Genomic DNA, 19,133 nt, shown 5'->3' with positions numbered 1-19,133 from the left:
ATGAAAAATTTAAAAATTCTGTTGCTCTCTTCAGAAGTCACCCCTTTTGCTAAAACAGGCGGCTTAGCCGACGTAACTGGTATTTTGCCTATAGAGCTTAAATCTTTAGGTTGCAATGTGGCAGTATTTTTGCCGTATTACCGCCAGACAAAGGTTAAAGGCAAGGACTTCGAAATAAGACTGGTAAAGAAAGATTTAAAGACAAGGGTAGGCAATGTGGATATTTATTTTTCTCTTTATCAATGCAAGAGAGAAAAATGTGATTTCTTTTTTATAGATAGACCTGAGTTTTTTGATAGGGATTTTCTCTACGGCACCTCGGTCCAGGATTATCCGGATAATGCCCATCGTTTTGCCTTTTTTGCTAAGTCGGTCCTGACTTCTATTGCTGCTATTGGTTTCAGGCCAGACGTTATTCATTGTAATGATTGGCAGACAGCATTAACCCCCTTTTATTTGAAATACGCAGGAGAAAATACTGAGCTTTTTAAGAATTCAGGAACACTTTTCACTATACATAATTTAGCCTATCAGGGGCTTTTCGAAAAAGAGATAATGCCAGAAATAGGCATTGGTTATGAATTTTTTACCCCTGAGTCTCTTGAATTTTACGGCAGAGGCAGCTTTATAAAGGCAGGCATACTTTATTCTGATGCAATTAGCACGGTAAGCAAAGGATATGCACGTGAGATTTTAACCAAAGAATTCGGCTGTGGATTAGAGGGCCTTCTTAATCTACGCAAAGACGCCCTTTATGGAATATTGAATGGAGTGGACTATTCTGATTGGAATCCAAAGTTGGATAAGTTTATTAAAACTAGATATGATATAACTACTTTAGACAAAAAGCTTATGTGCAAGAAGGACTTATTGAGCCAAATGAAACTAAAGGCATCTTTAGACGCTCCTTTATTAGGAATAATAAGCAGGCTAGCTGAACAAAAAGGTATAGATATAGTTTGTGCTGCTATGGCTCAAATTATAAAACTCGGCGCTAATGTAGTAATCTTGGGGACCGGTGATGAGAAATATCATAAGCTATTGAGAGAATTGGCTAGGAAATACCCAAAGAATATAGGCATAAAAATTACTTTTGATAACGCCCTGGCCCACAAAATTGAGGCAGGTTCTGATATGTTTCTTATGCCTTCACGTTACGAGCCGTGCGGCTTAAATCAGATGTATAGTTTGAGATACGGCACTATACCTGTGGTAAGGGCGGTTGGCGGTCTTGATGATACCATTATTGATTATTCGCAGGATCCTGTCTCAGGTAATGGTTTTAAATTCAATCAGGCCAATACTGATGATTTTATTAATGCTTTAAAAAGAGCCATTTCTGTTTATTCTAATAAAAAAGAATGGATTAAACTGCTTAAAAGGGCAATGGGTTTTGATTTTTCTTGGGAGAAGTCTGCCAAAGAATATATTAGGCTTTATACGCAAATAGCCAAGAGACATTAGGTTCTTAGCTGCCCCCTTTTTAGCTACGGGATGAGCCTCAAGTTTTATCTTGAGGCTTTTTGTTTTTAAGTGTATAATTGAAAGTTAAATTCACCTCACCCGATGTGGCGTTAATTTTAGGGAGATATATATGAAGTCGAGTAGTTTTAGTGAAGAATTAAAATCCAAGCTGGATAAGGCTAACTATCAGAAGTTGTGCGCGATAGCAAATCCTAAAGTTCATCAGTTTGTTTTTGAATGCGCCCAGCTTTGTAATCCGAAAGATATATTTGTCTGTAGCGACTCTAAAGAAGATATCTCTCATGTGCGTAAGCAGGCAGTTTCAAAGGGTGAGGAAAAGCCGTTGGCGATTCCAGGACACACTTATCACTTTGACGGCATCAAGGATCAGGGCCGGGATAGAAAAGCTACAAAGTATCTTGTGCCTAAAACTGATACCTTAAGCAAGGCCTTGAATAAGATTGGGCGAGAAGAGGGATTAAAAGAGGTAAAGGAACTACTTAAAGGCTCTATGCAGGGTCGCAGCATGATTGTGCGCTTCCTTTCATTAGGGCCAACCAATTCTATCTTTAGCATTCCTTGTGTGCAGTGTACGGATTCTTGGTACGTGGCTCACAGTAAGGATCTTCTTTATCGGCCAGCATATGAAATGTTTAAGCAAGGAGTAAGTCAGTCTGAACTTTTCTGTATTTTGCATTCAGTAGGCAAAATGAATAAGCATATGGTAAGTGTAGACTTAGATAAGAAGCGTATTTATGTCGATTACACGCAGGATACTATCTATAGCGTTAATAGTCAGTATGCCGGTAACACCATTGGTTTAAAGAAGCTTGCACTTCGTCTTACCATTCGCAAGGCTGATAGAGAGGGATGGCTTGCTGAGCATATGTTGTTAGTGGGAGTACATGGACCCAAGGGACGAAAAACCTATTTAGCAGGAGCTTTTCCCAGCGCCTGCGGAAAAACTTCTACAGCTATGCTTCCTGGAGAAACAGTAGTAGGCGATGATATTGCATACTTTCGCAATATCGATGGTAAGGCGAGGGCAGTGAATGCCGAATCGGGAATTTTTGGCATTATTCAGAATATCAACCCTACTGATGACCCTGTGATTTATAAAACCTTAAGCAGTCCGGGTGAAATTATATTTTCTAACATTTTGGTAAATAACGCTAGACCCTATTGGTTAGGAATGCATTGTGAGCTTCCTAAGGAAGGAGTGAATTTTTCAGGTGCCTGGCATGAAGGCAAGGTTGATGAAGAAGGCAATAAAATCCCCGCAGCTCATAAAAATGCCCGCTACGCTGTTAGGTTAGAGGTTCTCGAGAATGTTGATCCTGAGTTGAATAATCCAAATGGGGTAGAATTAGCTGGTATAATGTACGGTGGAAGAGATGCTAAAGGCTATGTGCCGGTGCAGCAGAGCTATAATTGGGAGCATGGTATTATCGCTTACGGCGCCTCGCTCGAGACTGAAACAACCTTTGCAACTATTGGTAAAGAAGGTGTGCCTGAAATAAACTTGATGAGCATCCAGGATTTTGTCTCTATTCCTTTAGGTAAGTATATACTTAATAACTTAGAGTTTGGGAAAAAGCTCAAAGTAGCACCCATTGTTTTCGGCGTTAACTACTTTCTTCGAGATGAAGAAGGTAAATTCTTAAATGCTGTTCGTGATAAGCATGTGTGGGTGAAGTGGATGGAACTGCGTATACATAATGAAGTTGGCGCGATACAATGTCCTACTGGTTGGATTCCTGAATATGATGATCTGCGGGCGCTTTTTTCCCAAGTCTTGAAAAAGGATTACGCAAAGGAAGATTATATCAAGCAATTTACTATTCGTATCCCTGAGAATATAGCTAAGCTTGATCGGGTAGAGAAGTTTTACAGAGATAATGTCACTGATACGCCAGATCTACTCTTTGAAGTGTTAGGACAGCAGCGCGAACGCCTACTTAAAGCACGTAAGCAGTTTGGGGATTATATTTCACCAGAGAAGTTAAAAAATAATTAGAAACCTTTAGTTAGCAGATAAGTATTTATTTGTATAATTATGTCAACCCTATAGCGTCTAAAAAGATTGTATAGGGTTTTTTTGCAGTAGAATAGTAAATAAACGACATTTAGACTCCTCAGGTTTGCGCAATAATTAAAGGAGTAATTATGGCAAAGGAGAAGATTTTTATAGTTGAGGATGAAGATGAATAGAGGCGTAGGATCTATTATAGGAATTTGTGGCTTTTTAGTTTTATTTGCTTATAAATTATGCTTTGCTTTTGATGATGGTGATTTTCAATACTGGAACACAGAGAGCGCCTCTTGGAAAATCAATGATGATTGGAAAGGGCAATTTGAGGTAGAATTTCGTTATGGCGATGATGCAAGTAATTTTTATTACCAGCATTCAGATTTAGGATTTGTTTATTCAGGAGTGGTTGAATGGTTAGATTTGGGCATTAATTATAGGCAGGCATTTGAAGAAAAAAGCAGCATCTGGCGATATGAGAATATACCGCATTTTAATGCCACAGTTAAATGGAAATTGTTAGATTTTTCACTCAGCAATAGAGCAAGGTTAGAATATAAGAATAGAGAAGAAGCAGATAACTATTGGAGATATAGGAATAAATTCACGCTAAAAGTACCAATTAAACTAACAAGGCTTGAGCTTGAGCCCTATATAGCGGATGAAATATTTTATGACTTTGATAAAGAAACCCTAAACAGAAATAGGCTCTATACGGGTTTCAATCTTAAATTATTTACGAACCTAAAAACAGATATTTTTTATCTTTGGCAGAGTAGCGAAAAGAACGATGAGTGGGATGACTACCATGTATTGGGAACAAAATTGAAGTTCTCCTTTTAATCTTCTGATTTATTATAAAGATCAACTCTTTTGTTAGTTTTCCAGCCTTTTTAAAGCAGGGTTTTTGTCCATAAAAAGACTTGACAAGAAGCTTACCTCGTGTTATCTTTATAAAAAACATAACACTGACAAATATGAAAAAGTTAGTTAGATTTGGTATAGCAATGGAAGAACCTCTGCTGCTTGATTTTGATAAAGAAATTAAGCGCAAAGGCTACACTAACCGCTCTGAGGCTATCAGGGATCTAATTCGACAGGAATTAATAAAGCAGGAGTGGCAAGGTGGCAAAGAAATTGCTGGTGCGATCACTCTTATTTATGACCACCATAAAAGAGAGCTGATTAATAAGCTTACAGATATTCAGCATGATTTTCAAAAGCTAATCATTTCTACTCAACATATACATTTAGATCATGATAACTGTTTAGAGATAATTGCTGTAAAGGGAAGTCCTAGAGAAGCCCAAGAATTAGCTGATACCTTGAAATCAGTAAAAGGCGTAAAACATGGTACACTGAGTATGTCAAGTGCTGGCAAGGGGATTTAGTAGCTAGTATTATTTTTTTAACTAATAGTAGCACGAATTATTAAAAAGTAGCAATAGTATAATCAAACTAAAAGATATGAATCAAAAGAAAGATATAGAGAATAACATAATGAAAGAAATTGTAAAAGCTATCCATGAAATAAACTATGGTGAGGTGGTGATCGCGATACATAATTCAGAAATTGTCCAGATTGAAAAAAAAGAGAAAAAACGTTTTAATTAAGAGAAGCTACTGTATCAACAGAGCTAAAGGTATACTATTTGCGATACCGACTGGACAACCAGAGGAAGCACAAAAATAAGGAGGATTGGGGCTATGTTTAAAATAGTGCTTCAAGGGTTGGCTTTGGTTGGTTTATTTTTCTTTTCCTGCAATGTTACTTTTGCACAAAGTATTCAAGATGAAATTGTAGATTTAAAGGCAAGAATTATAAACTTAGAAAGTAAATTGGTTGAACAAGAGGAAAGAATTGGCGAACAGGTAGAATCTCAGGAAACTTTGGCAAAAATTAAGGAGGCGTTCGATGGGCTTACGATTGGCGCAGGAGCTACCTTTGTTGTTCAGGGCACATCCAAGGCCAACGGGGATAGTTTATCCAAGAACGGGCAAGACACAACCGATGCCTCATATTCCATAGATTTGGAATTGGAGAAGGAATTTGAAGATTATGGTAAGGGATATATCCATTTTGAGACTGGCGGTGGCGCAGGTGTTGAGGATGAATTAAAGATATTCAGCAATGTTAACCGTGATGCAGATAACGATGAAAATATGAGATTAACTGAAGTATGGTATGAGCATTATCTAAGGAGTTTGCCTTTAACCTTGACCTTTGGAAAGATTGATGCAACTTGTTTTATTGATACCAATGAATATGCTAATGATGAAGGCTCTCAATTCTTAGGACGAATCTTCAGGAATTCACCTACTGTTGAATTCGCTGATAATGCTGCAGGTATTCGCCTTAACATTGTGCCAGCTGATTTTGTTGATGTAGAGTTAGTGCTAGTGGATGCAGATTCTGACTGGGAGGATATGTTTGATAATATCTTTTATGCTGTTCAGGTTAATTTTAAACCAAACCTATTTGACAGGCCTGGAAACTATCGTATTCTAGGGTGGCTCAATGACAGAGAACATGCTAAATGGTCTGATTCTGCAAAGACCAAAGAAGAGGCCTGTGGTTTTGGCTTAAGCTTTGATCAAGAGCTAACTGATAATCTGGGGGCTTTTCTAAGGTACGGCTGGCAAGATCCCAAACAGCGCCTAAATGGATTAGATGATGATTTTTCCTTAGAGCACTCTTGGAGTACAGGTTTACAACTAAGTGGGAGCCTATGGGGTAGAGACGAAGACATGTTTGCCGTAGCTATCGGTCAAGCCATCCCTTCGGATGATTACAAGAAGGCAGGTAGTCTGAATGCAAAAGATGAAGGACATCTTGAGACCTATTACAGCTTTAAGGCAAATGACCACCTAACTCTAAGCCCGGATATTCAGGTAATCTGGAATCCTTATGGTGATGACGCAACGAATGGAGATAATACCATTGTTGTTGGGGGATTAAGAACGCAAGTCGATTTTTAAATAAAGGAGATAAAATCATGCATATACCAGACGGATTTTTGGCGGTAAATACTTGGGTGCCTGCCTGGCTAATTTCAGTAGGAGGGATTGGTTATTGTCTAAAAAAGACAGCCTTAGTTTTAAAAGATAGAATGGTGCCTTTGATGGGAGTAATGGCTGCATTTATCTTTGCAGCTCAAATGCTTAATTTCCCTGTAATGGGAGGGACTTCAGGGCACTTGTTAGGTGGAGTCTTAGCAGTGGTTTTGCTTGGACCATATGCAGGGGCAATTGTAATTGCGGTAGTGTTAACTGCTCAATGCCTTATCTTCCAGGATGGCGGTTTAACGGCGTTAGGAGCAAATATCTTCAATATGTCTTTTATAGGAGCTATTGGGGGATATTTTATCTATAATATAATAAGGAAAATTATCAGTGATAACAAAGGGATTATTATTGGGGCAGGTATAGCAGCATGGGTTTCCGTAGTTCTTGCTTCAAGCGCATGTGCTGTTGAGTTGGCTATCTCAGGCACTTCACCATTGAGGGTTGCACTTCCTGCGATGCTAGGAGTACATGTTTTTATTGGAATTGGCGAAGCAATAATTACTTGTTTAGTTATCGGCTTTGTTTTAAAGGTAAGACCAGATTTGATATACAGGGGAGGGGAATAATTATGGATAAGAAAGAGATCCTTTTTGGTTTAATGATGGCTATTTTTTTTGCAGTGGCACTTTCTCCATTTGCTTCATCCTGGCCAGATGGATTGGAAAAAGTCGCTGAAGATAAAGGATTTTTAGAAAAGGGAGAAGTTGAACCAGTTTTTTCATCTCCTATTCCTGATTATGTCTGGCCGCACCTTAAAAGTGAAAAGTTAGCTACTTCGACCGCTGGCATAGCAGGAACCTTATTGGTTTTTGGTATAGGGTATGGTTTAGCAGCTTTAATTAAGTGCCGTGAAATTTAATGAAGCACGGATATATTGATAAATACAGTAATGTAGATAGTTTTATACATAAACTCGACCCAAGGGTTAAGATTAGCTGTCTGGTTACGTTTATCTTATTTGTAATTTTTACAAGGCCGACGTCGTTTATTGCTTTTGCCTTATATGGAGTACTTATTGCTGCTTTGATTTTACTATCAAAAATTCCACTCAGGTTTATTCTGAAAAGGTCACTGGTAATAATACCATTTGTTCTAATGATCGCTATTTTTATTCCCTTCTTTAAAAAAGGTGAAGTTGCTGGCGGGTATTCTTTTGGCACTTTAAAGTTGACTGTGACTTATGACGGCTTGATGATTTTTTGGAATATTCTGATTAAGGCATATTTGAGTATTCTATCTATGATACTTCTTATAACTAGTACAAAGTTATCAGATCTTTTAAAGGCTCTTGAGAAATTGAGACTTCCCGCGGTTTTTATTATGATTCTTTCCTTTATGTATCGCTATATTTTTGTAGTTCAGGATGAATTAATGAAAATGAGACAGGCAAAAGAAGCGCGTTCTGTGGGCGGCTCAAGATGGCTTCACGCTAAGGTTCTTGCCAACATGATCGGTGTATTATTTATAAGGACCTATGAGAGAGGAGAGGGTGTATATCTTGCTATGTGTTCAAGAGGATTTGATGGTCAGATAAAGACAATAGATGACTTTCAACTAAAGATAAAAGATTTTTGTTTTTTATTGATTATAATTGGCGTATTAACCGGGATTAGAATTTTAGTAAGCTAAAAATGACTAAAAAGGTAATCGAGATTAAGAATTTGAATTACTCTTATCCTGATGGGACAGAGGCTTTATCTGATATAAGCCTAGATGTTTTTACAGAAGAGGCCGTTGGGATTATTGGGCCTAATGGTGCAGGCAAATCTACTCTCTTACTCCATTTAAATGGAATTTTAAGAGGAAATAGCCGTATCAAAATATTTGGCCTAGAGGTAAATGACAGGAGTCTGGCTAAAATTAGGAGAAAAGTAGGATTGGTTTTTCAGGATCCAGACAATCAGCTTTTTATGCCGACGGTTTTTGATGACGTTGCCTTTGGACCTATTAATATGGCATTGCCAAAAAATGAAGTGGAATTATCTGTGAAGGAGGCCTTAAGGGAAGTAGATATGCTTAAGGTTATGCAGCGTCCATCACACCACTTAAGTTTTGGCGAGAAGAAAAGCGTTTCTATTGCTACAGTATTATCAATGAAGCCAGAAATCCTTGTCTTAGATGAGCCAAGTAGTAATTTAGACCCAAGGCATAGGCGCAACTTGATAAATTTTCTTAAACAATTAAAGCTTACAAAAATTATTGTGACGCACGATTTAGATTTAGTATTACAAATCTGCTCAAGACTCGCGCTGCTTGATAAGGGAAAGATAGTTGCGACAGGCAATACCAGAGACATTCTTAGAAACAAATCTTTACTGGAAAGTCACGGCCTTGAGATGCCGAATTCAATTTTATAAAAAAGTAAGATCTTCTTTAGAAATAGTCTAAAAAACACTTTCCAATAACCCTCTGCAATGTATTTAGCTGCAGAGGGTTATTGTTTGCAGGGGACTTGACAAGTCTAACGGAATATGTTATTTTATAATTAGCATATGCCAATAACTATTGGAGGCTGAAATGCCAAGACCATTTAGATGCCGCAGGGTTCGTTGCAGGCCAGATGCAAATTATTTTAAACCCAGAGGTATACCCGCTGATTTATTAGATGAAATTGATTTAACCATGGATGAACTTGAGGCAATAAGACTTGCCGATTTAGAAGGCAATTATCAGGAAGATGCTGCTAAAAAGATGAATGTCTCAAGGCAAACCTTCGGGAATATAGTTATTTCTGCACATAAAAAGATTGCAGATGCGTTAGTTAATAGCAAGGCATTAAAAATAGAAGGAGGTGTTGTTAAAATGATGGAAAAACATTTTACCTGTTATGATTGCGAGAATGAGTGGAGTCTAGCCTATGGCTCTGGCAGACCAAATGAATGCCCTAAGTGTAGGAGCCTAAATATCCATAGAGCGCCACAAGGCAGAGGTCGGGCAGGAGCAGGTGGTTTTGGTGGTGGAAGGGGTAGATGTTGGAGGGGCCAAAGATGAAGATTTGCATTCCTATAGAAACAAAAGAAGGTATTAAGGCAAAAGTTAATGCTCATTTTGGAAGTGCACCTTATTTTCTAATCTACGATACAGACAAAAATACCTTTGAGATCATTAATAATAGCGATAATCATCATATGCACGGGATGTGTCATCCCCTAAAGGCATTAGATAAAAAGGGTATTGATGCAGTAGTCTGCGCTGGAATGGGAGCAAGAGCCGTCTCAAAACTTAATGAGGGTGGTATTAGTGTTTATAGGGTACGCGCTGAAACAGTAGAGGAAATAATTAAGAGATATAAAGAAGGCAGACTAGAAGAAATTACTGTTGAGAATGCCTGCATTGACCACAGTTGTCATTAGTTTTTTTAAAGCAGTATTCCTTAAGGCTTCCTAACCAGTTAGGAAAATCATAGCCTTGGGGCAGGAGCGAGGACTATAATTTGGAGAATTTAATGTATTATTGACAAAAGAGGAAAATAGTGATTTAATATAATTGACAATGGGGAGGTCGTGTAACGATCTGAGAGTTCTGCTTTTAAGCAGATGACCCAATGAACCTGATCTGGATAATGCCAGCGGAGGGAAGATGATGATGTTTTAAACTTAACCCTATGTGTTGGCATAGGGTTTTTTATTTTAAAGGGAGGTGCAGATATGTTCCAAAAGGTTAGTGAGGCAAAAATAAGCAGGGCGATTTTAGGAGAGTTTAGCAAGTGGTTAGATGAGTACATTATTTCAGACGCGATAGTTGTTGGCGGTGGTCCCAGCGGACTTATAGCAGCTAGAGATTTAGCCAGAAGCGGATTTAAGACATTAGTTATTGAGGCCAATAACTATTTAGGTGGCGGTTTTTGGATTGGTGGGTATTTAATGAATACACTTACCTTCCGGGCGCCGGCTCAAAGTATTCTAGATGAGCTCAAGGTTCCATACAAGCAGGCAGAAGAAGGCTTATTTACTGCTGATGGACCAAATGCCTGCTCAAAACTTATATCCAGCGCTTGTGATGCAGGAGTCAAAATCTTAAATATGACTAAATTTGATGATGTGGTTTACCGTAATAAAAGAGTGGAGGGCGTAGTTATAAATTGGACACCCGTGTCAGCTCTGCCTAGACAAATTACATGTGTTGATCCTATTTCTTTAGAGTCTAAAGTCGTTATTGATGCCACTGGTCATGATGCGTGCGTTTGCCGCGCCCTAGAAAAGAGAAAACTTTTGAAATTAGAAGGATTTGGGCCTATGGATGTTAATTCTTCGGAAGATTTAGTTGTAGAAAATACAAATCAGATATATCCTGGCTTGATTGTGAGCGGCATGGCTGTTTCGACTGCTTATGGAATACCGCGTATGGGACCGACTTTTGGCGGTATGCTATTTTCAGGCAAAAAGGCTGCAGAGATAGCCATACAATTTCTCTCCAGTAGCACGGAAAAAGAATTTTCACAGGCGAAAGAAGAAATTACTGTTTAGATTTCCTCTTATTTTATAGAGCCCACTGTGATATAATATATTGCAGTGGGTTTTGTTATAAAATCAATAGGAAGGATTAGAAAATAGGAATATCATATGAAGGCCTTGCTATCAATAACAATATGGGTAATTACTGCTATAATAACAATTCTTCTTTTTTTTGTAGTGTTCTTTGCAGTAGTTATATCTCTACCTTTTGATAAAAAAAGGAAATTTGCTCATGCGCAGTGTTTCTGGTGGGCGGATGCCGTAATAGGCTTGAATCCGTATTGGAATATTCGCGTAAGCGGTTTGGAAAATATTGATCCACGCAAAACATATGTAGTAGTTGCTAATCACCAAAGCCTGGCCGACATTGTAGTGTTATATAAGACCCATATGCAATTCAAGTGGGTGGCGAAAGAAAGCCTCTTTAAAGTACCGTTTGTGGGATGGAACCTTTCCCTTATAAAGCACATCAAGCTTTCCAGGGGGAAGTTCGGGAGCATTAAGAAGGTTTATAGAGAAGCTGCCCGTTGGCTTCAGAAAGACATGTCAGTATTGTTTTTTCCAGAAGGTACCCGTAGTCAAACAGATGAGATGAACAAGTTCCAGAACGGGGCTTTTAAGCTTGCTATAAAAGAACATAAACCTATTCTCCCCATCTGTATAAGCGGCACCAGAGAAGCCATCACTAAAGGAAGCTGGATTTTCAAAACAAAGGTATCCGCTGAGTTAAAGGTGCTTCCTGCAGTTAATACAGAAGATTTCAAACCCGCCGATTTCGCCCATCTTAGAGATATCGTACAAGAGAAAATTGGACCAAGTCTAATTTAACAGCCCTGATTGCGGCTGCTGTAAGAAACGTTAACAAAAAGGAGGATGTATGAAAAAAAATAAACTATTTGAGAAAATCAATAATTTTTTCAAAGATAAAACTGAAGCGCTTGACAAAAAATTAGAGAAAAAGGCGAAAGAAACTCCTTGCTGTTCGTCTAAAGACAATGCAAAAGGTAACTCATGCTGCAGTTAATTGTTGATTGGCTAGTCTATTCGTTATTTAGATTAAATCCCGAATCTAAATTGATCAATTCTCTTAACTTCTTTATTTACGATTCAGTAAAGATTACATTATTGCTTTCTGTGATGATTTCAGTTATTGCTTTCTTGAGGACTTACATACCTGCCTATAAGGTGAGGAACTGGATTGTTGCCAAAAGAGGATTCGGGAATCTATTTGCCTCAATCTTTGGAGCTATAACGCCTTTTTGTTCCTGTTCATCTATCCCGATTTTTTTGAGTTTCCTAAAAGCAGGCATTCCTCTGGGAATCGCCTTTTCATTTCTTATTACCTCTCCTTTACTCAATGAATACTTAGCAGTTCTAATGCTTGGTTTTTTTGGCTGGAAAATCACTCTTCTTTATGTGATAAGCGGAATTTTGATAGGCACGCTAGCAGGGTTAATATTAGGCAGGATGAATTTAGAAACTCAGCTTGTTCAGGATATGTTTTCTCAGGATGTAGAATTAGCTGATAAGAATAACTATCAAGGCCTAAGAGCTAGGATCTCCTTTGCAATAGATGAGACTAAGTCAATCATTAAGAAGTTATGGTTTTGGATATTAATAGCTGTAGGCATAGGAGCATTAATACATAATTATGTCCCGCAAGAGACGATCCAGTCAATAATAGCCAAGACAGGGATATTCTCAGTTCCAATTGCAACAGTCTTGGGGGTGCCGATGTATGGAAGTTGCGCTGCAATAGTCCCAATTGCCGTAGTCTTGTTTAAAAAAGGAATTCCCTTAGGAACAACATTAGCATTTATGATGGCAGTAGCTGCTTTGAGTTTTCCGGAGGCGGTTATGCTAAGAAGGGCCATGAAATTGAAGTTAATAGCTATATTTTTTGCAATTGTAACTTTGGCGATTATTTTTACAGGATATCTGTTTAATTTATTGCAAACTGTCTTAACTTGAGATCATATAAGGGAAAGTTGCCGGCTATGAATAAGGATAAATTTGCAAAGGTAGCGATAGAGGCAGCTAGGCAAGCAGGCAAGATCCATAAGAAATATTTCACTAAGAATATAGAAATTAGAACAAAGTCAACGAGCTTTGACCGGGTTACGATTGCAGATATTGAATCTGAGAAGAAAATCGTTTCCCTAATCAGGGATTATTTTCTCGGACATAATTTCCTAGCAGAAGAGAATAAATATAAAAGGACGGATTCAGAATACACATGGATCATAGATCCCCTTGATGGCACGAATAATTTTTCTCACGGATTACCTATTTTTTGTGTTTCTATTGCATTAGCAAAGAGAGATAGGATAGTCCTAGGCGTTGTCTATGATGTAGTGCATGACGAACTCTTCTTTGCCCAGCGTAATCGCGGTGCATATCTAAATGGCAAAAAAATCAGCGTAACAGATGCGGATAAATTAGAGGAAGCACTACTTATTACTGGATTTTATTATGATAGAGGCAGACAGATGATTGAGAATCTAGAAAATATAAAGCGATTTTTTCTTAAAAATATCGTGGGCTTAAGAAGATTCGGTTCAGCTGCCCTAGACCTTTGTTATATTGCCTGCGGTAGGGCATCTGGTTTTTGGGAATTCATTTTAAGCCCCTGGGATTTTGCGGCAGGAAAGCTCATTGTGGAGGAGGCAGGTGGTAAGGTTACTGGAAGAGACGGCCAAGGCGTTAATATAGAGAAATCTTTTATTGTGGCCTCTAATGGCAAGATTCATAAGCAGATGCTGGAAGTCCTTAAATGATATTTGTTTAGCATGGGTTTTCAGGGAAATTTAAATCCATCTCCTGTTGTGAGTAGAGCTGGGATATTTTTTTAATTGACTTAAGTTTAAGTCGGGAGTAACATATTTATATAAAGGTAAAGGAGTCCGCCCTAAGATAACTACCTTGGGTTGATAACTCCTACTATTTTAGTAGGGGTTTTTATTTTTAAGAAGGTGTTGTATGCTTGAACAGATAGAGTATATTTTGACCAAAATATCTATTTCCCATTTAAATGTATTGTTTCTTTTGGGATTGGCATTATTTGGCGGCACTGTGGGGGGTCGTCTTTTTCAGAAATTACGCATTCCGCAAGTAGTAGGTTATATTGCCATAGGTATTATTATTGGTGAGTCGGGCCTAAGGTTAATAGAGCATGACGTAATTAAATCCTTAGAGCCCTTTAATTATTTTGCTTTGGGATTAATCGGCTTTATGATTGGAGGAGAATTAAAGAGAGAGGTCCTAACTAAATATGGAAAGCAGCTGATAAATATTCTACTTTTTGAAGGTATTGCTGCTTTTTTAGCGGTTTCTATATTGGTAGGTGTGATAGGAACGCTATTATTCGGAGATTGGAGGTTTGCATGGGCGCTTGGTTTGTTATTAGGCTCAATTGCATCAGCTACAGCTCCTGCCGCTACTACTGAAGTTTTACGAGAATATAAAACACGAGGACCTTTGACCAGGACTGTATTAGGCATTGTTGCTTTAGATGATGGTTTGGCACTTTTGCTTTTTGCTATTGCCTCAAGTGTTGCGGGTAGTTTAATCGGCAATGTCCACAGCGGTTTTTCCAGAATATTTATAAATCCTTTATATGAAATTGGCATGTCTATAACAATAGGGGGTTTTGCAGGGTTAATTCTTAATAGGCTGTTAAAAAAGTATTCTGAGGATGCAAGACTGCTTGCATTTTCTATCGGCACAGTACTGCTTGTTTCAGGTTTGGCTATAGCAATACACGTTGATATGTTGTTAGCAGCTATGACATTGGGAGTTATTGTTTCTAATTTTACGCCGCGAAAAAGCAGAGATGTATTTAAATTAGTCGAGGCCTTTACTCCACCAATCTATGTTCTCTTTTTTGTGCTTGTGGGCGCAAAACTCAATATAAGCCATATGACGCCACCCATAATCTTACTTGGAGTTGTTTATCTTGTTGCAAGAACAGGGGGTAAGGCTATAGGTGCAAGATTCGGAGCGTTTATCTCGGGTGCAGCGAAATCAGTCCAAAAATATCTGCCACTATGTCTTTTAAGTCAAGCAGGCGTTGCGATTGGTTTGTCTATTTTGGCAAGCCATTACTTTCCGGGTGAAATCAGCAATGCAATAATTATCATTATAACCGCTACTGCCTTTATCCTTGAGCTTATTGGTCCTGTACTTGTCAGGGTAGCAGTAACAAAAGCTGGCGAGGTGGGATTAAATATAACAGAGGAAGACATAATCCAGAAAAGCAGCGCTAAAGAGCTTATGGATAAAAACCCGCCACTGATATATGATAATATGAAACTGGAAGACATCTTAAGGGCCTTTAGCGAACACGATAATTTATATTATCCGGTAATCAATAGAAATAAAACATTGTTGGGCATCATAACCATTGAGGGGATAAAACAGACATTCTTGGAAAGGGACATAGGAGGTCTTATTCTAGCTCATGATTTGATGCAACCGGTTATAGCTAGTATATCTTCTGAGACGCTGATATCTGAAGTCAAGGAGATATTGAATAGATACGATATTGAATATTTACCGGTAATTAATAAAGATAAAAGATTAGAAGGTTTTATAGAAAGAAAAAAGCTTAATAAATTTGTATCCACAAAGATTATAGAGCTACAGAAACAAGCTGACTCCCTTGAATGAAAAGAATTATAGTTAGGTAGAGTCGGCGAGAAAGATAATCCCAAGCAAATTTTGCTTGGGATTTTTTATCTTGCGGGTTATAATATTCTCATGCCAGACGCAACGTATCTAACGAATAAACTATCAATACTTGATAGCCTTCCTTTGTTCTTGGATCTATCTCACCTTGAGAAAAAGTTAATAGCTTCGAAACTAGAATTAGTGGAATTTGAAAGGGGTAAGATCATTTACAAAAAAGCTGACCCCCCTGATTATTTCTATTGTATGGTTTCCGGTAGGGTTGAGATTTATCATGCCGCTGCCAAGACCAGGAAGCCTCAGGATGTAATAATTGAGCATGTGAGAAGAGGTGATTATTTTGGCTCTATTTCTTCGCTTACAGGCCAACCGCATACAGTAAGTGCCAGGACATTAAATGATTGTCTTCTATTAAGGATAGTCAGGAAGGATTTTAAGTATATACTACGCAAGGTGCCTAAGTTCGGCTCTTTCCTAAGTCGTTCTTTATCCAGGAGAATCAGGCAAAAAACCTTTAAGGAAATTTTTGAAAGTACAATAATAGCAATCTATACTTTAGAAAGTGCCAAGAATGCATCTTCTTATGTTCAGGACCTGGCAAAGAGCCTAAGAAGAGAATCAGGTAAAAATGTTTTAATACTAAAATCCACCTCAATATTAAATAAAGGAGATGTGGCGTTAAGATTAAGTTCTTTCAGCGAAGAATACCACTATGTCTTAGTAGATATCTCAGGTAAAGTTAATGATATTAATCTTGAAATTTTTAAACAATCAAATATTTGTCATATCCTAAGCGCTTCTGACGGGGCTTCGCTTACTAAGGTTTCTACCTTAGTTAAGAGATTAGAGAGACTATTCGCTAAATACAGGAAGCAGTCTGCATATATAATCTTAAAGCAAGATGGATTCTATGCCGAAACCCCTTATGCATATAAACTTAAAATTCTTTCAAAAGATATTTTTGCCACACTTCCACAAGATAGACAAAATTATAAGAAGACAATAAGGCGCATAGCCAGAGAGATTTCCCAAGTTGCAGTAGGCCTTGTTTTAGGAAGCGGAGGTGCAATGGGGCTTGCGCATATCGGAGTTCTTAAGGTATTAAAGGATGAGAAGATCCCCATAGATATCATATCAGCAACAAGCATAGGTGCAGTTATTGCTTCGTTCTGGTCTGTGGGCTTCAGCACCTCTGAAATCGAAAAATTATTTTTAAGTTTTAAGAGTAAATTAAGGACATTGCTTTTAGTTGACCCTACGTTGCCGATCAAGGGCCTTATAAAGGGCAGGGCTGTAAAAAGAATCTTGAAATCTTATCTAGGGAATAAAACATTTTCTGATACCAAGATACCTTTAAAAATAGTAGCCTGTGATATAAAGAAGAGAAGAGAGTTTGTTATTGATAAAGGTAAGCTCCTAGATGCAGTTATGGCAAGCATTGCCATACCCGGTGTATTTGAGCCAGTAAGATATAACTCTGATATCCAGCTTGTAGATGGTGGTATTGTCAATCCTCTTCCTGTGAGTGTCTTATCCAAAATAGGCATAAAAAGGATTATTGCTGTTAACACATTGCCTTCGCCTCATGATATAGTGCGCTTAGAGCAGAAGAGGCTTAATATCTATAATATCATTGTAAATAGTTTCCACGCCATGGAATATAGTATGGCAATAAACTCTCGCCAGCAAGCTGACGTATATATTCATCCCATTCCTAAGCTTGCAGATTGGTATGAGTTTTACAAAGCAAGGCTGTTTATAAAAACCGGTCAGGAACACGCCAGGCGTAAATTAATAGAAATCAAGAAACTACTAAGAAGATGATTCATGCTCTCTAGTAAATGAAAAAATAAGCTTATGAATATCTTAGTTACAGGAGCAACAGGATTTATCGGAAGGCATCTGGTAGAAGAATTATCAAAGTCTCATGCTAACATTTTTTGCTTGGTGAGGAAGGCAAGCAACACGAAAATATTAGAGCCATATGGAGTAAAATTCATATATGCTGACATTACAGAATTTGACTCTTTGTTTAAAAATATTAACGAAAAAATAGACGTTATTTTTCACTGCGCTGGATATGTCCTCAATGATAACATAGATGCCTTGCATAAGGTTAATGTCAGAGGGACTGAGAATATTTGTAGGCTTGCGTTAAAATTAGCTGTTGAAAGAGTGATTTATCTAAGTTCTGTATCTGTAGTAAGTGGGAATCCGCATATACCTTTAGTAGAAGACCTGCCTTTTGTTGCAACCAATATATACGCAGAATCAAAGATAGAAGCAGAAAAGGTAGTGCTTGAGTATAGAAAGAAGGGGCTTGAGGTTGTCATCTTAAGGCCGTGTATGGTCTATGGTGAGGATGAGCCGCATCTTTTGAAGAGAATGTTACATTTATTAAAATATAGACTTCTGCCTTTAGTGAATAAAGGAGAAAGTAAATTTCATCTTGTATATGTAAAGAATGTTGTTGATGCCATGATTTTTTCACTTAGAAATGATGAGTTTTTAAAAGGCACATTTTTTGTAGCTGATAGAGATGTCCTGACTACAAAAGAGGTAATGAATATCATGGCAAGTGCAATTTCTGCAAGACCTCCTTATGAGATTTCCAGGAGATTCACACCTTTTTTGTTGGCCTTTCCTTACGCAGGAAGAAGATTGAAGTTTTTTTTGAAAGACAGAGTTTATTCTCAAGAAAAAATAACAGCTACTGGCTTCAGGCATTCATATCCGATTAAGGAGAGCCTTGCAACATCCTGTCGTTGCCTTTTTAACAGTAAGAAAGCCAGACTAAATATAAAGATTTAGGAGCAGCATGGTTATACTAATTGGAGCATTAGTTTTTGCCGGCGTTGCCCTTGTTGCCTACGGCCTATTGCTAGGAGGCGATAAAGGTTCGAAGAAAAAGGCTAGAATCTCAGATTATGCTAAACTGCCAGAACTAGATTCTAAGGGCGAGAGTATATTAAAGTTGCAAGAGGAGATGGCCTCTTTGAGCAATGCCTTGCAGGAATCAAAACAGGATTTTGACAAGGCAAGACTAGAGCTTGCTGTAGCCATAGCAGAGAAAAAGGACTTAAATGAGAGGTTAGCGAAAAGACAAGAGTGGACAGAAAGAAGCGATGAGGATTTAAGCAAGGCCAGAGAGAAAAGCTTTGAGGTTATTAATAAATTAAAAGATAAAGAGAAGGAATTGCTAGAGGCGTTTAACAAGAATGAGGAGCTTAAAAGAGAGCGGATGCTCTTAGAAGATAAAATTAAACTATCTGAGGATGAGAATAAGAGGATATCCAAGGATAATCTAAGGCTTAAGTTTAAAATCGAAAGACTCACCCAGGAGTCAAAGGCCCATGCAGATACAGCTTCGGTATTAAAAAAGAAACAGCAGGAAAGTGAGTGGGTTTCAAAAAAGGATTTTGAAAGACTCAATG

At 38.0% G+C, this 19,133-nt stretch carries 20 protein-coding genes and 1 riboswitch; all 20 genes read left to right on the top strand.

Annotated features, from left to right (window positions below; all coding sequences use genetic code 11):
- The 20 genes from glgA to KJ593_07040 all read left to right on the top strand — a co-directional run bounded on the left by glgA (position 1) and on the right by KJ593_07040 (position 18,510).
- The gene (glgA, locus tag KJ593_07135; protein ID MBU2541660.1) at positions 1-1,464 is read left to right on the top strand and encodes a glycogen synthase GlgA; all 1,464 of its coding nucleotides are present in this window, start codon (positions 1-3) and stop codon (positions 1,462-1,464) included.
- 130 nt (positions 1,465-1,594) lie between these two features.
- The gene (locus tag KJ593_07130) at positions 1,595-3,481 is read left to right on the top strand and encodes a phosphoenolpyruvate carboxykinase (GTP) (protein ID MBU2541659.1); all 1,887 of its coding nucleotides are present in this window, start codon (positions 1,595-1,597) and stop codon (positions 3,479-3,481) included.
- Positions 3,482-3,667: 186 nt separating this feature from the next.
- Positions 3,668-4,336, top strand: coding sequence for a DUF2490 domain-containing protein (locus tag KJ593_07125; protein ID MBU2541658.1), 669 nt, complete (start codon positions 3,668-3,670; stop codon positions 4,334-4,336).
- A 134-nt stretch (positions 4,337-4,470) separates the two neighbouring features.
- Positions 4,471-4,884, top strand: a complete 414-nt coding sequence (nikR, locus tag KJ593_07120) for a nickel-responsive transcriptional regulator NikR (protein MBU2541657.1) — start codon at positions 4,471-4,473, stop codon at positions 4,882-4,884.
- Between the two features lie 76 nt (positions 4,885-4,960).
- Positions 4,961-5,107 carry a DUF2292 domain-containing protein gene (locus KJ593_07115; protein MBU2541656.1) on the top strand — a complete coding sequence of 49 codons (147 nt, stop codon included), beginning with the start codon at positions 4,961-4,963 and terminating at the stop codon, positions 5,105-5,107.
- 93 nt (positions 5,108-5,200) lie between these two features.
- Positions 5,201-6,472, top strand: coding sequence for a carbohydrate porin (locus KJ593_07110; GenBank protein ID MBU2541655.1), 1,272 nt, complete (start codon positions 5,201-5,203; stop codon positions 6,470-6,472).
- Between the two features lie 17 nt (positions 6,473-6,489).
- A complete protein-coding gene (locus KJ593_07105; protein MBU2541654.1) occupies positions 6,490-7,125 on the top strand; it encodes an energy-coupling factor ABC transporter permease in 636 nt (211 codons plus the stop codon).
- Positions 7,126-7,127: 2 nt separating this feature from the next.
- Positions 7,128-7,418 carry a PDGLE domain-containing protein gene (locus KJ593_07100; protein MBU2541653.1) on the top strand — a complete coding sequence of 97 codons (291 nt, stop codon included), beginning with the start codon at positions 7,128-7,130 and terminating at the stop codon, positions 7,416-7,418.
- The gene (gene cbiQ, locus KJ593_07095) at positions 7,418-8,188 is read left to right on the top strand and encodes a cobalt ECF transporter T component CbiQ (protein ID MBU2541652.1); all 771 of its coding nucleotides are present in this window, start codon (positions 7,418-7,420) and stop codon (positions 8,186-8,188) included. Before KJ593_07100 ends, cbiQ begins: the two co-directional genes overlap by 1 nt.
- 2 nt (positions 8,189-8,190) lie before the next feature.
- Positions 8,191-8,916, top strand: a complete 726-nt coding sequence (locus tag KJ593_07090; GenBank protein ID MBU2541651.1) for an energy-coupling factor ABC transporter ATP-binding protein — start codon at positions 8,191-8,193, stop codon at positions 8,914-8,916.
- A gap of 160 nt (positions 8,917-9,076) precedes the next feature.
- Positions 9,077-9,550 (top strand): DUF134 domain-containing protein, encoded by a 474-nt coding sequence (locus tag KJ593_07085; protein ID MBU2541650.1) that lies wholly within the window; start codon positions 9,077-9,079, stop codon positions 9,548-9,550.
- A complete protein-coding gene (locus KJ593_07080; GenBank protein MBU2541649.1) occupies positions 9,547-9,912 on the top strand; it encodes a NifB/NifX family molybdenum-iron cluster-binding protein in 366 nt (121 codons plus the stop codon). Before KJ593_07085 ends, KJ593_07080 begins: the two co-directional genes overlap by 4 nt.
- A 130-nt stretch (positions 9,913-10,042) precedes the next feature.
- Positions 10,043-10,153: riboswitch (TPP riboswitch) on the top strand.
- Between the two features lie 53 nt (positions 10,154-10,206).
- Positions 10,207-11,025 carry a sulfide-dependent adenosine diphosphate thiazole synthase gene (locus KJ593_07075; protein ID MBU2541648.1) on the top strand — a complete coding sequence of 273 codons (819 nt, stop codon included), beginning with the start codon at positions 10,207-10,209 and terminating at the stop codon, positions 11,023-11,025.
- A 96-nt stretch (positions 11,026-11,121) separates the two neighbouring features.
- Complete coding sequence (locus tag KJ593_07070) at positions 11,122-11,841, top strand: 1-acyl-sn-glycerol-3-phosphate acyltransferase (GenBank protein ID MBU2541647.1); 720 nt, start codon at positions 11,122-11,124, stop codon at positions 11,839-11,841.
- A gap of 49 nt (positions 11,842-11,890) precedes the next feature.
- On the top strand, positions 11,891-12,037 hold the full coding sequence (locus KJ593_07065) for a hypothetical protein (protein ID MBU2541646.1): 147 nt from the start codon (positions 11,891-11,893) through the stop codon (positions 12,035-12,037).
- The gene (locus KJ593_07060) at positions 12,025-12,984 is read left to right on the top strand and encodes a permease (protein MBU2541645.1); all 960 of its coding nucleotides are present in this window, start codon (positions 12,025-12,027) and stop codon (positions 12,982-12,984) included. The genes KJ593_07065 and KJ593_07060 overlap by 13 nt, the downstream gene beginning before the upstream one ends.
- A 26-nt stretch (positions 12,985-13,010) precedes the next feature.
- Positions 13,011-13,790 carry an inositol monophosphatase gene (locus tag KJ593_07055; GenBank protein MBU2541644.1) on the top strand — a complete coding sequence of 260 codons (780 nt, stop codon included), beginning with the start codon at positions 13,011-13,013 and terminating at the stop codon, positions 13,788-13,790.
- A 202-nt stretch (positions 13,791-13,992) separates the two neighbouring features.
- A complete protein-coding gene (locus KJ593_07050; protein MBU2541643.1) occupies positions 13,993-15,681 on the top strand; it encodes a cation:proton antiporter in 1,689 nt (562 codons plus the stop codon).
- 90 nt (positions 15,682-15,771) lie between these two features.
- Positions 15,772-17,523, top strand: coding sequence for a patatin-like phospholipase family protein (locus tag KJ593_07045; GenBank protein ID MBU2541642.1), 1,752 nt, complete (start codon positions 15,772-15,774; stop codon positions 17,521-17,523).
- A gap of 33 nt (positions 17,524-17,556) precedes the next feature.
- A complete protein-coding gene (locus tag KJ593_07040; protein ID MBU2541641.1) occupies positions 17,557-18,510 on the top strand; it encodes an NAD(P)-dependent oxidoreductase in 954 nt (317 codons plus the stop codon).
- The last annotated feature ends 623 nt before the right edge of the window (positions 18,511-19,133 follow it).

It is taken from the genome of Candidatus Omnitrophota bacterium (genome assembly GCA_018830005.1).
Lineage (GTDB): Bacteria > Omnitrophota > Gorgyraeia > JAHJTE01 > JAHJTE01 > JAHJTE01.
This window is presented reverse-complemented; position numbering and strand designations above follow the sequence as displayed.